The organism is Bradyrhizobium ingae (assembly GCF_055791185.1).
On sequence record NZ_JBVUBB010000022.1, the window covers coordinates 110683 to 127576 of the forward strand.

The 16894-nt window shown below is 61.9% G+C and carries 13 protein-coding genes and 1 pseudogene; 5 read left to right on the plus strand and 9 right to left on the minus strand.

What is annotated here, in order from left to right:
- Nucleotides 1-5: 5 nt before the first annotated feature.
- From tssH to ACV1FX_RS27220, 9 genes and pseudogenes are all read right to left on the minus strand, one after another.
- A complete protein-coding gene (gene tssH / locus ACV1FX_RS27180; RefSeq protein ID WP_473120639.1) occupies nucleotides 6-2645 on the minus strand; it encodes a type VI secretion system ATPase TssH in 2640 nt (879 codons plus the stop codon).
- A 97-nt stretch (nucleotides 2646-2742) separates the two neighbouring features.
- Complete coding sequence (gene tssG / locus ACV1FX_RS27185; RefSeq protein ID WP_473120640.1) at nucleotides 2743-3795, minus strand: type VI secretion system baseplate subunit TssG; 1053 nt, start codon at nucleotides 3793-3795, stop codon at nucleotides 2743-2745.
- On the minus strand, nucleotides 3759-5723 hold the full coding sequence (gene tssF, locus ACV1FX_RS27190) for a type VI secretion system baseplate subunit TssF (protein WP_473120641.1): 1965 nt from the start codon (nucleotides 5721-5723) through the stop codon (nucleotides 3759-3761). The genes tssG and tssF overlap by 37 nt, the downstream gene beginning before the upstream one ends.
- A 1-nt stretch (nucleotide 5724) precedes the next feature.
- Complete coding sequence (tssE, locus tag ACV1FX_RS27195; protein WP_473120642.1) at nucleotides 5725-6273, minus strand: type VI secretion system baseplate subunit TssE; 549 nt, start codon at nucleotides 6271-6273, stop codon at nucleotides 5725-5727.
- A gap of 186 nt (nucleotides 6274-6459) precedes the next feature.
- Nucleotides 6460-6945 (minus strand): Hcp family type VI secretion system effector, encoded by a 486-nt coding sequence (locus tag ACV1FX_RS27200; RefSeq protein WP_473120643.1) that lies wholly within the window; start codon nucleotides 6943-6945, stop codon nucleotides 6460-6462.
- Between the two features lie 49 nt (nucleotides 6946-6994).
- A complete protein-coding gene (gene tssC / locus ACV1FX_RS27205) occupies nucleotides 6995-8497 on the minus strand; it encodes a type VI secretion system contractile sheath large subunit (protein ID WP_473120644.1) in 1503 nt (500 codons plus the stop codon).
- Nucleotides 8498-8514: 17 nt separating this feature from the next.
- The gene (gene tssB, locus ACV1FX_RS27210) at nucleotides 8515-9042 is read right to left on the minus strand and encodes a type VI secretion system contractile sheath small subunit (RefSeq protein WP_473120645.1); all 528 of its coding nucleotides are present in this window, start codon (nucleotides 9040-9042) and stop codon (nucleotides 8515-8517) included.
- 123 nt (nucleotides 9043-9165) lie between these two features.
- Nucleotides 9166-10068, minus strand: coding sequence for a hypothetical protein (locus ACV1FX_RS27215; RefSeq protein ID WP_473120655.1), 903 nt, complete (start codon nucleotides 10066-10068; stop codon nucleotides 9166-9168).
- Between the two features lie 63 nt (nucleotides 10069-10131).
- Nucleotides 10132-10557: pseudogene (locus ACV1FX_RS27220) on the minus strand (type VI secretion system ImpA family N-terminal domain-containing protein); the annotation flags it as partial.
- A 270-nt stretch (nucleotides 10558-10827) separates the two neighbouring features.
- Here ACV1FX_RS27220 and ACV1FX_RS27225 point away from each other — a divergent pair.
- The 5 genes from ACV1FX_RS27225 to icmH form a co-directional block, all read left to right on the plus strand.
- Entirely contained in the window at nucleotides 10828-12696 is a 1869-nt protein-coding gene (locus tag ACV1FX_RS27225) for a type VI secretion system Vgr family protein (protein ID WP_473120646.1), read from the plus strand.
- A gap of 5 nt (nucleotides 12697-12701) precedes the next feature.
- Nucleotides 12702-13277: a DUF6931 family protein gene (locus tag ACV1FX_RS27230; RefSeq protein WP_473120647.1), complete on the plus strand. Its 576-nt coding sequence runs from the start codon at nucleotides 12702-12704 to the stop codon at nucleotides 13275-13277.
- Nucleotides 13277-14653: a type VI secretion system-associated FHA domain protein TagH gene (gene tagH / locus ACV1FX_RS27235; protein ID WP_473120648.1), complete on the plus strand. Its 1377-nt coding sequence runs from the start codon at nucleotides 13277-13279 to the stop codon at nucleotides 14651-14653. The genes ACV1FX_RS27230 and tagH overlap by 1 nt, the downstream gene beginning before the upstream one ends.
- A 49-nt stretch (nucleotides 14654-14702) precedes the next feature.
- Nucleotides 14703-16040 carry a type VI secretion system baseplate subunit TssK gene (tssK, locus tag ACV1FX_RS27240; RefSeq protein ID WP_473120649.1) on the plus strand — a complete coding sequence of 446 codons (1338 nt, stop codon included), beginning with the start codon at nucleotides 14703-14705 and terminating at the stop codon, nucleotides 16038-16040.
- On the plus strand, nucleotides 16037-16894 hold an 858-nt coding region (icmH, locus tag ACV1FX_RS27245), incomplete at its 3' end, for a type IVB secretion system protein IcmH/DotU (RefSeq protein WP_473120650.1). The genes tssK and icmH, both read left to right, overlap by 4 nt.

Consider the following 16894-nt stretch of genomic DNA (forward strand, 5'->3'; position numbering starts at 1 on the left):
CGTCATCAATTCCACGAATATGCAAATTTGTCGTTCTCGATCGAGACCCGCGCCTGCTTAACTTCCTCCTTGGCGAGCGATTTCCTGAGGAATTCGCGCGACAGCTCCGGCAGCAGCGTGTTGGTGATGATGTTGTCGATCATTCGTCCGCCGGAATCCGGATCGTTGCAACGTGACACGATGTGCTCGACGACCGCATCGTCGTAGCCGAGGGCCGCATTGTGGTTGTCGCGAAGGCGCCGCGCGATCCGGTCGAGTTGCAGCCGGACGATTCCGGCGAGCATCTCGTCCGACAGGGGGAAGTAGGGGATCGAGACGATGCGTCCGAGGAGCGCGGCCGGAAATACCTTCAGCAATTCCGGCCTCAGCATCTTTGCAAGCTCTTCCGGCTCGTTGCGATATTTTGGATCGCGCGACAGGCCCATGATCAGATCGGTGCCGACGTTGGTGGTCAGAATGATCAAGGTGTTCTTGAAGTCGATCCGTCGCCCGTTGCCGTCCTCCATGATTCCCTTGTCGAACACCTGGAAGAAGATCTCATGGACGTCAGGATGGGCCTTCTCCACCTCGTCGAGCAGGATAACGCTATAAGGCTTGCGACGGACGGCCTCGGTGAGGCGACCGCCCTCGCCATAGCCGACATAGCCGGGCGGTGCGCCTTTCAAGGTCGAAACGGTATGGGCCTCCTGGAACTCCGACATATTGATCGTGATCATGTTCTGCTCGCCGCCGTAGAGGGTCTCGGCAAGCGCAAGGGCAGTTTCGGTTTTGCCCACTCCGGAAGGTCCGGCCAGCATGAAGACGCCGATCGGCTTTGAAGGGTTATCCAGTTTGGCGCGGCTGGTCTCAATTCGCTTGGCGATCATCGTCAGCCCATGGGACTGGCCGACGACGCGGCGGTTGAGAATCTCCGGCAGCTTCAGCACGGTTTCGATCTCGTCCCGCATCATCCGGCCGACCGGGATGCCGGTCCAGTCGGACACGACGGACGCCACCGACTGCTGGTCCACATGGGCATAGACCATCCGCTTTTCCGGATTGATCCCCTCCAGAGTCTCGAACTTGCCGCGCAGTTCTGCGCGCCTGGCAGCCGGATCATCGCCTTCCTTGGGCTCGGACAGGATGTCGCGAATGCTGCGGATGTCCTTGACGAGCTCCTGCTCCGAAGCCCAGTCGGCTTCGAGGCCGGCCAGCTTTGTCTTCAGTGCCGCGATGTCGCTGTCGATCGCGACAATGCGCTCGTTGTCCTCGATCCCGAGATCGCCGTCGCTGACGAGCGCGGATCTCTCGGCCTCCCGAGCGGTGATCGCAACGCGGGCATCCTCGATCAGGGCCGGCGTCGCGCTCTGGCTGATGGCGACTCGCGCCGATGCGGTGTCGAGCAGGCTGACCGCCTTGTCCGGCAATTGTCGGGAAGGAATGTAACGGTGCGACAGGTTGACTGCTGCAACGATCGCAGCATCCGAGATGCGAACACCGTGGTGCTTTTCCATCGGGCCGAGAAGTCCGCGCAGCATGATACAGCAGGTCTCGACATCAGGTTCATCGATCTGGATCGGCTGGAAGCGCCGGGTGAGCGCGGGGTCCTTCTCGATGTACTGGCGATATTCGGCCCATGTGGTGGCGGCGATCGTACGCAGCGTGCCGCGAGCGAGGGGAGGTTTCAGGAGATTGGCCGCATCGCCGGTGCCGGCCGCGCCGCCGGCGCCGATCAGCGTATGGGCTTCATCGATGAACAGGATGATGGGGGTAGGTGAGCTCTGAACCTCGTCGATGACCGAACGCAAGCGCTGCTCGAACTCGCCCTTCATGGAGGCGCCGGCCTGCATCAGGCCGATGTCGAGCGCACAGAGCCTCACATTGCGCAGCGGTGGCGGCACGTCGCCCGCGGCGATGCGCTGGGCGAAGCCCTCGACCACCGCTGTCTTGCCGACGCCGGCTTCGCCGGTGAGAATTGGGTTGTTCTGCCGCCGGCGCATCAGCACGTCGATCAGCTGGCGGATTTCTTCGTCCCGGCCGAGGATCGGATCCATCTGACCCGACTTGGCCTTGGCGGTGAGATCCTGGGAGAACCGGTCGAGCGGTGTCGTCCCCTTGGGACCGGCCTGGTCCGCGCCCTCCGTGCCAGCGCCGACCAAACCCGAGCCGTCCATCGGACGCATGGTCTCCTCGTCGGATCCGGCCCAGACGGCGCGGCGCTCGGCGGCGAGTGCGTCGACGTTGATCTTGGCGAATTCCTGCGAGAGGTTGTTCAGCGTCCGACGGATGTCGTTCGATTTCAGTCCTGCCACCAGCAGATGGCCGGTGCGGATCTGGGTCTCGCCGAAGAAGAGTGTGGCATAGTGCCAGCCCCGATCGAGGAGATCGATGACCGCATTGGCGACGCCCGGCATGTCGGTCTCGTTCTTGCGAAATCCATTGATGACGCCGGCGAGGTCCGACAACAACCGCGACCGGTCCAGCTTGTAATGATCCACCGTGAGGCTGAGGTCGTTGCGTTCCTGCTGCAGGATATGAAACAGCCAGTGCGCGAGTTCGACGTTTCGGTTGCCGGCGCTCTTGGCGTGGCGCAGTGCCTGGATGAAGGCGTCGTAGCCGGCCCGGTTCAGTTTGCCCGTTACGGCTTCAATGCTGATGTCGGTCACTGCGGCACCTCCTGCTCAATTCCGCCGCGGAAGCCCGGGACCTGGCGGAAATTGCCTCGAATCCCATGGAGTTAGGCGATCCGCGCGGTGGATAGGTTCAAATCGCTTCGGCGTTCCGACGGGCCCTCAAGCGTTCGCCGAGCTGAAAGCGCGCATCGCGGCGATATTCTTCAGTGGAGGTCCAGTTCGGCGACATCCAGGTGGTCCACCCAAGGCGTCCGCTCTGTCCGAGCCTGACCGGGACGACCTCGCCCGCAGGAATGGCGAGCTCCACCTCCCATTCGAGTTCGTCGCCGATATAGAAGAAGACGGCGTCCGCCAGCGGCTCCGACAAGTTGCGAGTCTCGGTCGGCAGGAACTGCTCGTACTGGGCAAAATTTTTCACGAAGACTCGAACCCTGATCTTGTCCTCGACGCTGAACACGCGCGAACCCAGAAGGGCATCCTGGCCAAGCCTGGCATGCGTCCCGCCGAGCCGGCTGCAGTGACTTGGGTCGAACGAGAGCCAGGAGCCGACAAACTCATCGATCTCGACCTTGACGTCGAACAGCCCCTGCAGCAGTCGCGTCAGCCGTGATGCACATTTTGCCCTCGGCGCGACCAGCCCGGCGAAGCTGAGCTTCGCCATGTCCGGTACGGTGTCTCGATCGGTGAAGACGTCGGAGCCCAGGCCAGCGAAGGAGCCGACATAGGCGATGAAGCGATCTTCCGCCGGCCGGTCGTGCTGCGCAATCGGCCGCGCATCGGCCCAGGCGCGAAAGAACAATTGCAGGAAGCGTCCGTTGAGGAGGTCGAGAAAGCGCGGGAAGGCATCATCCCGCATCAATGACCAGCCGAGACTTTCATCGGTGGTGGCAAGCGGCAGCGCGCCCTGTGGCCCCAAGAGTCCGAGAAATTTGACGAGTATCCTGAGCCGGCCGTCCCGGTCGTCGACCGCCGCGAGATTCGAGGCGGGGAATTCCAGATAAGGGACCTGACCGAGGTCGACATACTCGTCGCGGCGCGCAGCGCTGTCGCCGATCCGCGGTCGATCCGGATTGTTGCGCTCGAGCTGTCGCAGCGTATGAAAGTAGTCGAACTTCCAGGGCTCCGCCTTCATCCGGTCGATCAGCGTCATAGCGGTCTCCGCGTGCCCATGCGCGGCGGCCACCGCATGATCTCGCCGCGCTCCGGCGTCGAGATGACCGTCTGGGTGAAGGTGTTGAAGCCTGAATAGTCGGCGAAGAAGCGCTCCAGCACGGCCCCGAGCAAGAAAACGCCGCTGCCTTCGAATGCCTTCTCGTCCAGAGTAACCGTGATCTCCAGGCCGCGCGCTGCGCCACTGCCGGTGCGCTCGCGGACCCGCCGCACCACCGGCCGGCTCTCGATGCTACGCACGCCGCGGATCTTGCGTTCCGTGGCGTCGTCGAACTGGTCGGCGAACAGGGACAGCATCTCGCGCAGCGCTCCGGCGTTCTTGCCGCCGCCACGCTCGACGAGACCGAGATAGTTCAGGCTCAGCATGTTGATCAGCCGCCAGCTGACAATTCCGCTGTTGGCGATCTCGCTGCGGCTGCGCAGCTGGGCCACCACCGGCTCGCGCGGCCGTGTGGGACCAGCGACGCACACCAGATCAAGAGAGGTATCGTCCAGCAGGCGGAAGTCCGCGCCGCCCTGACCGACCGGCAAGTGCTCCGTGAGATGCCGGTTGGAGCAGAGCGCCCGGACGCTGAGTTCAGCGACCGAGCCTTCGCTGCTCAGTTCACCGGGCTCGAGCAGTGACAGGAACATGTCCGTTCCGGTGTAGTCGGAGGACGCACCGTAGGTCTTCTCTTCCACTGTGCGCCGGCGCGGGAGGCGGCGTACGGTGAAATAAAGGCCCTCGACTGTTCCGCTGGTCCGGTCGACGGAAGCCGAATAGAGCGGGCGCACTGGCCGCTTGTCCTTCTCTGCCGGTACGTGTGCGTAGACTTCGAGCACCTGATGCGGCTCGTATTCGAGATAGCGGCTGCGATCGGGCACCACCTGGTACTCGTGGGTGTTCGATTTCACGGGGATGCGATCGCTCGTCTTCTCGAACAAGTTGATCGCCGGTGCCGCATAAAGCCTGAAGGTATCGGGACGTACCGAGGCGGCAAGTCGTGAATTGTGTTCGTCGAAGGCGAAGACGATATCGATCGACTTGCTGCGCAGCCGTGGCATCACGGTGCGAAGTCCCGTCAGGTTGATGCCGAGGAACTTGCGCGGAAACATGAAATATTCTCGCAGTAGTTCCGAGCCGCGAAAGATCCGGTTGTCGTTGGGAAACAACGATTCGTTCTCGTCGAAGCCAATCTGCTGGACGCAGTCGTGGGGCGCACGAGTCACCACGGGGTCACCGAAGTCGTCGAGATGGCGGAAGTAGACGCCGCGGCAGTTCGAGATCAATTGCTCGTAAAGCGCGATGGCGTCGGATTCCGCGCCGGACAGGTAGATTGGAATTTCGCTCGTGCGGCAGCCTGCAAACCAGGTCTCCGGCTTGGTGCGGGCCTCCGCGTCCGGCAGTTCCTCATCGAGCCGGGCCGCGGTACGATGGGTCAACGAGAGCCTGAGCCCGGCGATGACGTCGCTGCCGACGGGAACCCCGAGGGCTTGCAGCGCGCCAGCCGTCGAGAAATATTCGGCGCCGGTGACATCAAACGGCCAGAGCACGATTTCGCGGCAAAGCCGAAATCGACAGGCGAGACTTCGTTCTCTTTCGCGGTAGGTGGCGTCGAAATAGGCGCCGCGTGCAATCTTTTTTCCGTCGCGCAACGCCGGGTCTGCATAGGGCCGCGCCGCAACCAGCATGGCCGACGGGGTCGGTGCAAGGTAGTTCGGAACCAGTTGCTCAAGCAGGTTTGCAGTAAATTCCGGAAATTCGTGCTTGAGCTTGAGCTGAACGCGAGCGGCGAGAAACGCGGCGCCCTCGAGCAGTCCCGTGATCATCGGGTCCGAGCGATCCCGGATCAGGCCGCCAAGGCGCTCCGCGATGCCAGGATACTCTTCGGCGAAATCTCCTGCCTGCTCGTACAGCAGTGACAGTTCACGATTGTAGAAATCCAGGAATTCGCGGTTCATGCTAAAGTCGGTTGATCTGGATATCGCCGCTGTCGAGGTCGACGTCGGCGACGAATTCCACGGGAACGTTGAGCGGTTCGGCCTTCAGGTCGGCGTGAACGACAAAGCGCAGCTTGAGCTGCTCGGGGCCGACCGAGCCGTCGCGGCGGACGCGGATCGTCTTGCGGTCGAGCCTTGGTTCATAAGTCGTCAGCGTCGCGCGCAACGCGTCGGTGAGCTCGTCGTCCGTGACCTCGTCGATCGAACGGTGGGCGATGTCGGGAAAGCCGTAGTTCAGGATCGATGTTCGGACGCAATCTCGACCGTTCAGGTCCAGGGTCGATTCCAGAGCAATGGTATTGAGGAGCGTTTCCAGGTCATGGGAGACCTCACGCCGGAGCAACGTTTCGGAGATCGGAAAACGGCCCGCGCTGCGCCGCCCCGCAATGACCCGTTCGCCAAATTCATCGCGCAGATTGAGCTTGTTGCGCGCATCGCGCGCTTCATGGGCCGAGCGAAAGGCCAACATCAATGGGGGAGAGAGCCGATCCCTCTTTGGTGCAATGCTCATCTTCCGTCCCCATCACGCCCGACTCGCGTGCAATTCCGTGAGACGCCAGTTGGTTTGCGACGTGACGTCGCTTCAGCGGGCGATCGGGCCCGCAACTGGGCCGGTCGAAAGGTGCGATCGCAAATCTCGCACCGCTTGGCGCCGATTCCCGCTATTCGTAACCGGCGCCAGGCGAGAGGGCGACAATCAGGCCCATTCCTTGTTGGCAGGAACGTCCCAGCCAAACGTCGGCGAAGCTCCGGCGCCGCCTTTGTCCGTCTGGGTCTTGTAGGTCATCTTGACCTTCGCGAAGTTCAGACTCACGTTTTCGGTAAGGCGGTCTTCGCCGTGCGAGCCGCCCGTCGATACACTGGTGACCAGAACGTGCTTCATCTCGATCTTGAGATATTCCAGCGGATGCTCTCCGGCCTTGCGGACAGTCAGGATCGCGCTATCGATGTGCTTGCCGTTCGCGCAGACCTTGAAAAGTTCCGGCGTGGCCTTGTCGACGAAGTGCGTGAAGTGAAGATCCTGCACGCTGACCTTGCCGGCGCCGCCGCCCGATCCGCTGTGGAAAGTGCCGGTCTGGCTCTCGCCGAATGACCAGCTCAAAATATCGATTTCGTCCTTGTGCTTGTCGTCCAGCGACTCGCCCTTGATGGGATCGAGTTTCAGGAAGATGTCGACAGCCATTTCATGGTCCTCTCAAATTCTACTTGTTGGCGGTTGCGATGCTGCAGCGTCAGGAGCTGGGGCCAGGCAGGCGTGAAACCAGACTGAGGCCGACGTCCATCGCCTCCAATTGAAAGTGTGGACGAAGAAAGAAGCGCGCGTTGTAATATCCCGGGTTCTCCTCGTTTGCTATGACCTCTACCTTCGCAGCGGCCAGCGGCTTGCGCGCTTTCTGAGCTTCTGACGACAGTGCAGGGTTGGCATCAACGTACTCGTTGATCCAGGTCTGCAGCCAGACCGTCAGCTCATCCTTCTCCTTCATGGATCCGATCTTGTCGCGAACCATGCACTTCAGATAGTGCGCAAAGCGGGACACTGCGAACATGTAGGGCAGACGTGACGACAGATTATCGGACGCGGTTGCATCCACGCCCTTTTCGCCGAAATACTTCTTCGGCTTGTAGAGAGACTGGGCGCCGATGAAGGCGGCCTTGTCGGTGTTCTTGCGGTGGATCAGCGGGATGAGGCCCGCTTTTGCAAGTTCGTGCTCGCGGCGATCGCTGATGGCGATCTCGGTCGGGCATTTCAGGTCGACGCCACCGTCGTCGGTCGGGAATGTATGCGTCGGCAGGTTGATGACCTCGCCGCCGGACTGCACACCGCGGATGCGGGTGCACCAGCCGAACTCCTTGAAGGCGCGGTTGATGTTGACTGCCATCGCATAGGCGGCGTTGATCCAACCGTATTTGTCGCCGGTATGCCCGTCGGTCTCCTCCTCGAAGGCGAACTCTTCCACGGGTTCGGATTTCGCGCCGTAGGGGAGACGACCCAGGGCACGCGGCATGCACAGGCCGAGATAGCGCGAGTCGTCCTGGTCGCGCAGCCCCTTCCATGCGGCATATTCCGGCGTGTCGAACACCTTGCCGATGTCACGCGGGTTGGAGAGTTCGGTCCACGAATCCATTCCCATCAGCGTAGGCTCGGCGCCGCTGAAGAAGGGGGCGTGTGCGGCGCCCGCGATCTTGCTGAGATCGCGCAGCAACTGCACGTCGGTGGGGAGGTGGCTGAAGTAGTAGTCGCCGATCAGGCAGCCGAACGGCTCGCCGCCCAACTGGCCGAACTCGTATTCGTAAATCTGCTTGAACAGCGGGCTCTGGTCCCAGCGCGCATCGGGGTAAAGCCGCAGGTTGCGATACAGCTCGTTCTTGGAGACGTTCATCACCCGGATCTTGAGGTTGGCGTCGGTCTCGGAATTGAAGACGAGGTAGTGGAGACCGCGCCAGGCACTTTCGATCGCCTGGAACTCGGGTGCGTGAAGGATCTCGTTCATCTGCGCGGTCAGCTTTTGGTCGATCCGTGCGATCATCTCCTCGATGGTGTCGAGCACGTCCGACTTGATGACGCTCGTGTCCTTCAACGCTTCTTGAACCAGCGTGGAGACTGCGTTCTCGACCTCAGTCGCCGCACGTTCGGTGCGCGGCTTGAAGCTTTGCTTCAACAGCGCGGAAAACTCGTCAGCCTCGACGGTCCCGACCCGGGCGGTGGTCTCTTTGTGAGCGGCTTCTTTTGCCATGGTCCCCATTCCTTCCCTTAGCTCTTGGTGTCGGGTTCAGTAGACGGGGTCGTCGCGCGCTCCCGCAGCGCAGCCATCAGTTGAGGATCGGCGAGAAGTTTCTTCAGCTGGTCCTCGGCGGCCACCTTGCCATCCATGTAGCGGAGCAAGTTGGCGAGCTGCTCCCGCGCTTCGAGCAGCTTCGCCGTAGCCGGCACTTGGCGGGCGACCGCGACCGGCGTGAAGTCAGCCATCTTGTTGAACCGCAGGTTGACGGAGAGTTTTTCGTCGGATCCATCGCTGAGGCGATTAGCGACGCGCGCCGTCACTCCGGGCTGAATGGCCGCCATGCGGTTGTCGAAATTGTCCATGTCGAACTCGAGGAACTTGCGCTCCTCGACCTTCGTCTTCTCGACGCCGGGGTTGTTGCCGGAAAGATCAGAGAGGACGCCCATCACGAACGGCAGTTCGATCAGCCGCTCGGCGTCATAAGGATCTTCGTATGTGATGTGCACGCGCGGTGCGCGGTTTCGTCGGATAAATTTTTGACCGCTGTCCGTAGCCATGGTTCCCTCTCTACGAAATCGCTTCGGAAGCCGATTGCGCGACGCAGGGGTAACAAGGCGCCTCAGCTCTCGGTCGGCAAAGCTTCCTTATGTCCAGTTAGTCCCTTCGAGCGAAAAGCGGGTTCAATGCGATTTATCGATTGTCTTGAGCGCACCCTCGGGCAGGACGTCGTTCAACAGGCTCAGGAAGTCTCGTTGCGCGAGATCGCGCGCGCGGTCGACCAAAAACGGGATCGGGCTGGACGGCTCCGCAGTTCGGAAAAACGACGCTACTTTTGCCAGCAAGCTCAAAGCCTGCGCTCTATTTTCTATCGAAAAAACAATATCTTGTGCCTCGTTCTCGATCGTGGATGAAGGCGAGGTGACAAGCTCCGCCATCCGTTCGATCGGCAGGTCGAAGACCTTGTCACGTCCAATGTTGATCGCGGCGCTCTCCACGTGGGAGGGCATCAGCATCCGCATCACTTCGATGAACGATTTGCCGACCATCTCCTGCGCCTGGCGCACCAGCAATAGCGCAGGGTTGGATGGTTCCATTCGAGCAAAATAGTCGGCCGCCGCGGCAAGTGCTGCGGAGGCCTGCGGCGAAGAGGTCAGCGCGCCGGTTGCATCAAGCGGCGCTTGCGCCTCGACTGAAACAGAATCTTCTCCCACCGGCGCGGCGATCGCGGTTGGATCTCGGGCCGTGACGAGGCCCGCAAGCCACGCAGCCATGCCGTTAACCATGCCGGAGAGCCTGTCGAGACTGATGGGGTACCCCGAGTTCAACTTTTCGTGCCAGATCGCTTTGACATCCGCGATTTCAGCCGCGACCGCGGAGCACCGCGCGCTAACGGTCTTGAGAGTGTCGAGGTCTGTCTCGCCGATGATGCGCTCGATGGTCGCCAGATCGGGGCCGTCGACGTCGGCGTCACCGGCGGGAATTTCGCCCTTGGCAACCTGATAGGCACGATAGTTGAGGCTGCCGTGCCTGCGGTTCTCGATGAGGGGAAGGAATTGGAGCGGGTTGATCACGGTCGGAAACACGTCGATCGCTTCGACCGTGACGGCACGAAGCGCATAGTCGCCGTCCTCGCCACGCGGATGCACCGCCTCCCACTGCTCGTGCAGCAGCAAGTTGGTCGCCTTCAGGCAGCTGAGAAAGCCGTCGAGATCGCGGTTGAGGATGGAAAACTTGGCCAGCAGCATGTTCAGACGCAGATCGCGGGTGCGCGCCAGAAGGGGTTGGGCTGCGGCAAACTGGCCGGCAAAATCGACCGCTTTCGGATCGAAGCGTCCGCGCTCTCCGTTGGCGTTGACCACGTCGAAGAACGACATCGGCAGCAGGGATTCCGCACCTGCGAAGAAGTTGAGATACTGCACGTCTCCGATGGCATCGAGATCCGGCCCGCAGGGATCGTCGGCGGCTATGGGCTGCGTCAGGGAGGCGACATCAAGCATGCGAGGATCGTCCTCTGCTCGGCCATGGCCCCTCTGCCGACCTGTGACATCTGGCGGATCACGCAGGGGGATCATGATCCGATTGCCTTATGGGTCAGATGCCTGCCGGTCTCGGTTCATTCTCGACGATCATGACATTTTCGCGTGAACCGGCAAGCTCTTGGAGCCGACTACTTGAGGGCCGGGGTGGTTCTTTGGACGGCTGCTGTGGCGCGTCAGGAGGCTCGGCCCGCGGCGGACTTGCCCGCACTGCCAGTGACGGGCAGGATTTCCGTGGTTCTTGCATGACGCCTGATCTGCTCTTTGCAGCCGATCATTTGGTTAGCCAGGGAGTTCAACGCCCACATGGGCCAGCTTACCCAGGATACCCGCCTCTGCGAACTCAAGACGCCTCTCGGCAAGGACGTTCTGGTTTTTGTCGGATTTGAGGGCTCGGAAGGTCTCAGCGAACTGTTCGAATATCGAATCGAGTGCCTCAGCGAAGATGCCGATCTCGACTTCGACCGTGCGATTGGCCAGCAGTGCACGTTGACCATAAAGCTCCATGAAAAGGAGCGCGAGTTCAGCGGCATTCTAACGGAGGCCCAGTGGCTCGGAGTGAAGAACGACTATTTCAGCTACCGCATCGTCCTGAGACCCTGGTTGTGGCTGTTGTCGCGCACGACCGATTGCCGGATCTTTCAGGACAAGAAGGCGCCCGACATCATCAAGGAAGTCTTCAACGAACGCGGTTTCACCGACTATGAATTCAAGCTGACCGAGGAAGGCTCCTGCCCGAAGCTCGAATATTGCGTTCAGTACCGCGAGACCGACCTGAATTTCGTTTGCCGGCTGATGGAGCAGCACGGCATCTACTATTTCTTCAAGCACGAGGGCGGCAAGCACACGCTGATGCTGGCGGACTCCAAATCGTCGCACCGCGCGATCAACGGTCTTGCCACGATTCCCTACATTCCGCTGACGGGAGCGGATCGACGCGGCGAGCAGCACATCTACGAATGGGTCTCGGAGCGCCGGTTTCGGACCGGCAAGATCGAGCTCAACGATTACAACTATCAGAAGCCCAACGCGCAGATGATCAGCGACGCCAAGGGCTCCGAGCACTACACCCGGTCGGAGATGGAATTTTACGACTATCCCGGCAAGTTCAAGGAAAAATCCGACGGTGAGCGCTATGCGAAAATCCAGCTCCAGGCCGAGCAGGCGATGGATCGGCGGCGCCGCGGCAACGGCGACGCCGTCAATCTTTTTCCCGGCGGGCTGACGAAGCTTGAAAAGCACTCGAAAGATTCGCAGAACGTCGAATATCTCGTGGTGCGCGCCACCCATTCGTTCTCGATCGAATCCTATCGTACCGGCGGTCCCAGCGACGCCGGACAACACGTCTATTTTGGCGGCTACGAGTTTCTGCCGAGCGATCGGCCGTTTCGAGCGCCGATGTTGACGCCGAAGCCAAGGATCAACGGTATCCAGACGGCCAAGGTGGTGACCAAAGACGACAACTCGAGCGAGGAAATCGACGTCGAGTCGCTTGGCGAAATTTATGTCCGCTTCTTCTGGGATCGGAAGAAGAAGCGGTCGTGCCGGTTGCGCGTGGCCCAGGTTTGGTCCGGCAAGCGCTGGGGCGGTCAGATCATTCCGCGCGTCGGGCAGGAAGTGGTCGTCGAATTCATGGAAGGGGATCCGGACCGGCCCCTGGTGATCGGCACCGTGTACAACGACGAATACAAGCTGCCCTACGATCTGCCGTCGAAGAAGACGATTGCGGGATTGAAGTCGGACTCCACCAAGGGAGGTGGCGGCTTCAACGAGTGGAATTTCGAGGACAAGAAAGGATCCGAGAAGATCACGGTGCATGCCGAGAAGGACCATGACGTGACGGTCCGCGATACCGAGACAAGGACCATCGGTGAAGCCGCATTCGGCGGGGACACCCGCAAGACCACGCTCAAGAACGGCAATGACAAGCTCGATATCGAATTGGGCGGCCAGCACGTCACGCTGGCCATGGATCAGTCGGTCGATGCAGGCATCAGCATCACGCTTACGGCCAATGCCAACATCACTCTGCGGGTTGGTCCCAGCCAGATCATCCTGACCCCGGGGGGCATCGTCATCAACGCGCCGACAATCGCCATGACTGCGCAAGGTGCCATGGCGCTTGCGGCCGGTGGTCCGCTTGCCGCCCACGGCACTCCAACCCTTGTCGGTTGACGGTCATGGGTCAGGTTCGGTTCCGCACGGTTCAGGATCTGCTTCAAGCCTATCCCATGGCGCGCCATGACGTCGGCAAGGCCGACGCCGAAAAGCCTTCGCTGGACTTCCTCCAGCAGGCCGCGGATGCGCGCAACTGGCATCAGGCCGTGTCTTTCTGCGCCTATCTGCTGCCCAGGCGCGTGGCCGTTGCCTGGGGCTGTCGCTCGTTGCGACGGATGTTCGATCATTTCGACGCGAACGATACCAGGTCGCTGAACTACGTTGAGACCTGGGTTCGGCAACCGGACGAGCAGTCCCGGAACAAGGCGCTCGCCGTCGGCAATGCCAACGATCCCGAACAGCCGGCGACATGGCTGGCGCTGGCGGCCGGCTGGTCCGGCGGAAGCGTGGTTCCCGCCGAATTTCCGCCGATCGAAGCCAAGCCCGATCAAGCCGCGCGGGCGGTACGTACAGCCCTATTGATCGGCCTCTGCCGCCTCCCTCGCGACTCCCGCGACCGGATAATGACGACATGCCTCGAGGATGGTATTCAATTGACACGCGGCGAACCGCGCCCTTCACGCGAACGAGAGATGTGATGGTGCTTCGCTTTGATATCGAGAACGAACCGACCCTTCCCGACGGCGGCCCTGTGTCATTTTCGGTCACCGGCAGGCGTTCGGTCGATATCGGCCGGGATCGTCATCTCGACTGGACGCTGCCGGATCCGGCGCGGATGATCTCGGGAAAGCATTGCGAGGTGCACTTTCGGGACGGTGGCTACTGGCTGCACGACGTCTCGACCAATGGTACCTTTCTCAATGGCGCCGATCAGCGCATGCGGGGGCCGCACCGGCTGCGCAACGGCGATCGGCTCACCATCGGCCATTACATCATCGCAGTTTCGCTTCAGGATGAGGCTGGCGGGCGCGCCCCAGACCATGATGCGCAACCGCACGCACCCGCGGTCCAGCAGCATGCGAACTACCAGGAGCTTTGGGCGGCCGACCGCGACGTGCCGCCGCCGATCGATCCGCAGCAGTTGAAGAAGCCTCGCGAGGCTGCGCGACCCGTCAATCCGGAATTTCTGGATTGGGCGGCGAGCGTCCCGGCAGCGGGTGTGGATGCTGTTCGACGTTCATCGCCGATGCCTCCGTACCAGCCGTCCGTACAGGACGACATGAGGTGGGCAGCCGGTCCGGTCGCCGCGTCCACACGGCAAGTCGAGCCGCCGCCCGCCGTCCCGACCCCGCGCCGGCCATCGGTGTGGACCGATGATGAACCAGCGGCCGTCCGTCCGGCCCCGTCGCCACCGCGACCGTACGTCGAGACGCCGCGCCCGGCACAGGCACCTGACGAAGGACCTGCCACCGCCACGCCAGTCGATCGCGGCGAGTTCGCGCGGCTGGTGGCACGCGCTGCTGGATTGCCCGACAATTTTTTTGCCGGCAAGTCCGATCCCGAACTTGCCGAACAGCTTGGCATCATCTTGCGCATGACGGTGGACAATCTGATGGCGCTGCTGCAGGCGCGCACACAGGCCAAGCAGCTGACTCGCAGCACCAGCCAGACCACCATCCAGGCCATTGAGAACAATCCGCTGAAATTCTCGCCGACTTCCGAAGAGGCGATGCGCATTCTGTTCGGACCGCCGACGCGCAGCTATCTCGACGCGCATCGCGCCTTTGCGCAGGGCTTCAGCGACCTCAAATCGCATCAGTTGAAGACGTATATGGCGATGCAGCACGCTGTTCATGAGCTCATCGCCGGTATCGATCCGACTCTGATGGCGCGCGAGCTCGAGCTTCAGCGCGGCGCAAGCTCCTGGCTCGGCACGAACAAGAGCAAGCTCTGGGACGAATTTCTGACGCGCTGGAAGGCGCATCTCGGGCGCGACAACAGCGCACCGATCGATACCTTTATGTTGCATTTCTCGGACTATTACGACCGCGCCGACAAGGCCGGGTCAAAGTGAACTATCGGCGACCACGCGGTCGCTGACAAATTGCTAAGTGGATGCAGGAATGTCTTGGTACAGCAAGGTTTTCTGGTCAGAAGGTCTGTTTCTGCGACCGCATCATCTGCAGCAGAACGATCGCTACATCGAACATCTGCTGGAAAAACGCGTTCGCTACACGACGCCATACCCCTGGGGCTTCGCCCAGCTCGAGATCGACAAGGATCTTACCGAACAGTCCAAGTTCGCGGTGCGCAATGCCTCCGGCGTCATGCCGGACGGAACGCCGTTCGATATTCCAGCGGATTGCCCGATCCCGGAAGCGATCGAGGTACCGGATTCGGCTGCAGGCCAGATCGTCTGGCTGATGATGCCGGTCGCGGCGCCAAACACCCGCGAGGTCGATGACGACCGCGCCGACAGCGCCAGTCGTTACGTTCGCGCTTCGGAAACCTTCATCGATTCGACATCGGCATTGCGGATCGAGGAAGAGATCGACATCGCTTATCCGCGGTTGTCGTTCGAACTGCGCAAGACGAGCAAACCGGGATACATGGGCCTCGGCATCGCGCGTATTCTTGAGGTGCGCGACAAGAACATCCTTTTCGACGACAAGTTTGTGCCGCCGATGCTGGTGTGCGCCGCGCATCCGATCATCGAAGGCTGGCTCAACCGTATCATCGGCTGGGTCGAGACCAAGCTCGACGAGCTGGCGCGTTATGCGGTCGATCCGTCGTCCGGCGGCGGCCTGCAGAGCGTCGACTATCTGGTGCTGCAGGTGCTGAACCGCACGATTCCCGTGCTGACGCATTTCCAGCGTTCCGGCAGCGTGCACCCCGAGCGGCTATACGAGGAGTTGCTGAGGTTCGCGGGTGAGCTTGCGACATTTGCCACGGCGGAACGGCGGGCGCGCAACTATCCGGCGTACGATCACGACGATCTCGAGAACGTCTTCACTCCCTTGGTGAGCGACATCCAGGACTTCTTGAGTGCGCGGCTGGGCCGGCGAGCGATCCGCCTCGAGATCATCGAGCGCGCACAGAACGCGTTCGTATCGCCGATCCGCGATCGGGCGTTGTTCCGAAACGCGACCTTGGTGCTGGAGGTTGCCGCACGGCGGCCGCTTGTGGAGATTCAGAACGATTTCCCCCATCTGTTCAAGGTCGGACCAAACACCAAGATGAGCGAGATCGTGCACGCCAACCTGCCTGGCTTGACGTTGGTGCACTTGCCGACGCCGCCGCCACACATCCGCGCCATCACGGATCACGTCTATTTCTATCTCGACCGCAAGTCGCCGCTATGGCCCGAGTTCAGCACGGCGGCCTCGATCGGGATGCACTTCTCCGGCGATTGGCCGGAGCTTGAGCTCTACCTTTGGGCTATCCTGGAAGACAGGCCATGAGCGACAGGGACAAGCCCGTCAATCCTTTCGGTCGGGGCGAACGGACAATTATCCGTCCCAACCCCGGCGGGAAGTTGCCGCCGGCGCCGACCTCTCAGCCTCCTCCCGGCGAGGGTCCTGCGGCGCGTCCGGCCTATTCGCCATCGCCCCTGCCTTCTCCCGGCGCGCCTGCGGCAGCACCGTCATCATCATTTTCTCCCGTCCCGCAGGGCTCGAGCTACGCTGCTGCGCCGGTCAGCCATCCGACTGAGGAATGGATCTCGACACCCGCGCAATCCACGGCGCCGCAACCGATGCTGCCGCCCGGACCGCCGTTGCGCGTCGACGATCTGGTCGCGCCAAACGCCAATCCGGTGATGCGTGCTGCCGGCCCGTTGCTGCAACTGCTCGGCCGGTTGCGAGTGGCGCTCATGCGTGCGTCATTCGCGAGCCTGATGGAGCAGGTTGCCGACGCCATCAAGTTCTTCGAGAAGGATATCCGTTCGGCGGGCATTTCCGAGCATCAGGCCAACACCGCGAAATACATCCTGTGCGCCACGGCCGACGATATCGTGCAACACATCCCGACCGAGGAGCGCCACGTCTGGACGCAATACTCGATGCTCAGCCGGTTCTTCGGCGAGCGGGTCGGCGGCGTTCGTTTCTTCGAGATCCTCGACCACCTGAAGGCTGATCCGCTGGTCAACTATCCGGTGCTCGAGCTTCAGCCTGTCTCTTATACAGTGGCGTGTTTTGGTTGGGGGGGGGGGGGGGGGGGGGGGGGGGGGGGGGGGGGGGGGGGGGGGGGGGGGGGGGGGGGGGGGGGGGGGGGGGGGGGGGGGGGGGGGGGGGGGGGGGGGGGGGGGGGGGGGGGG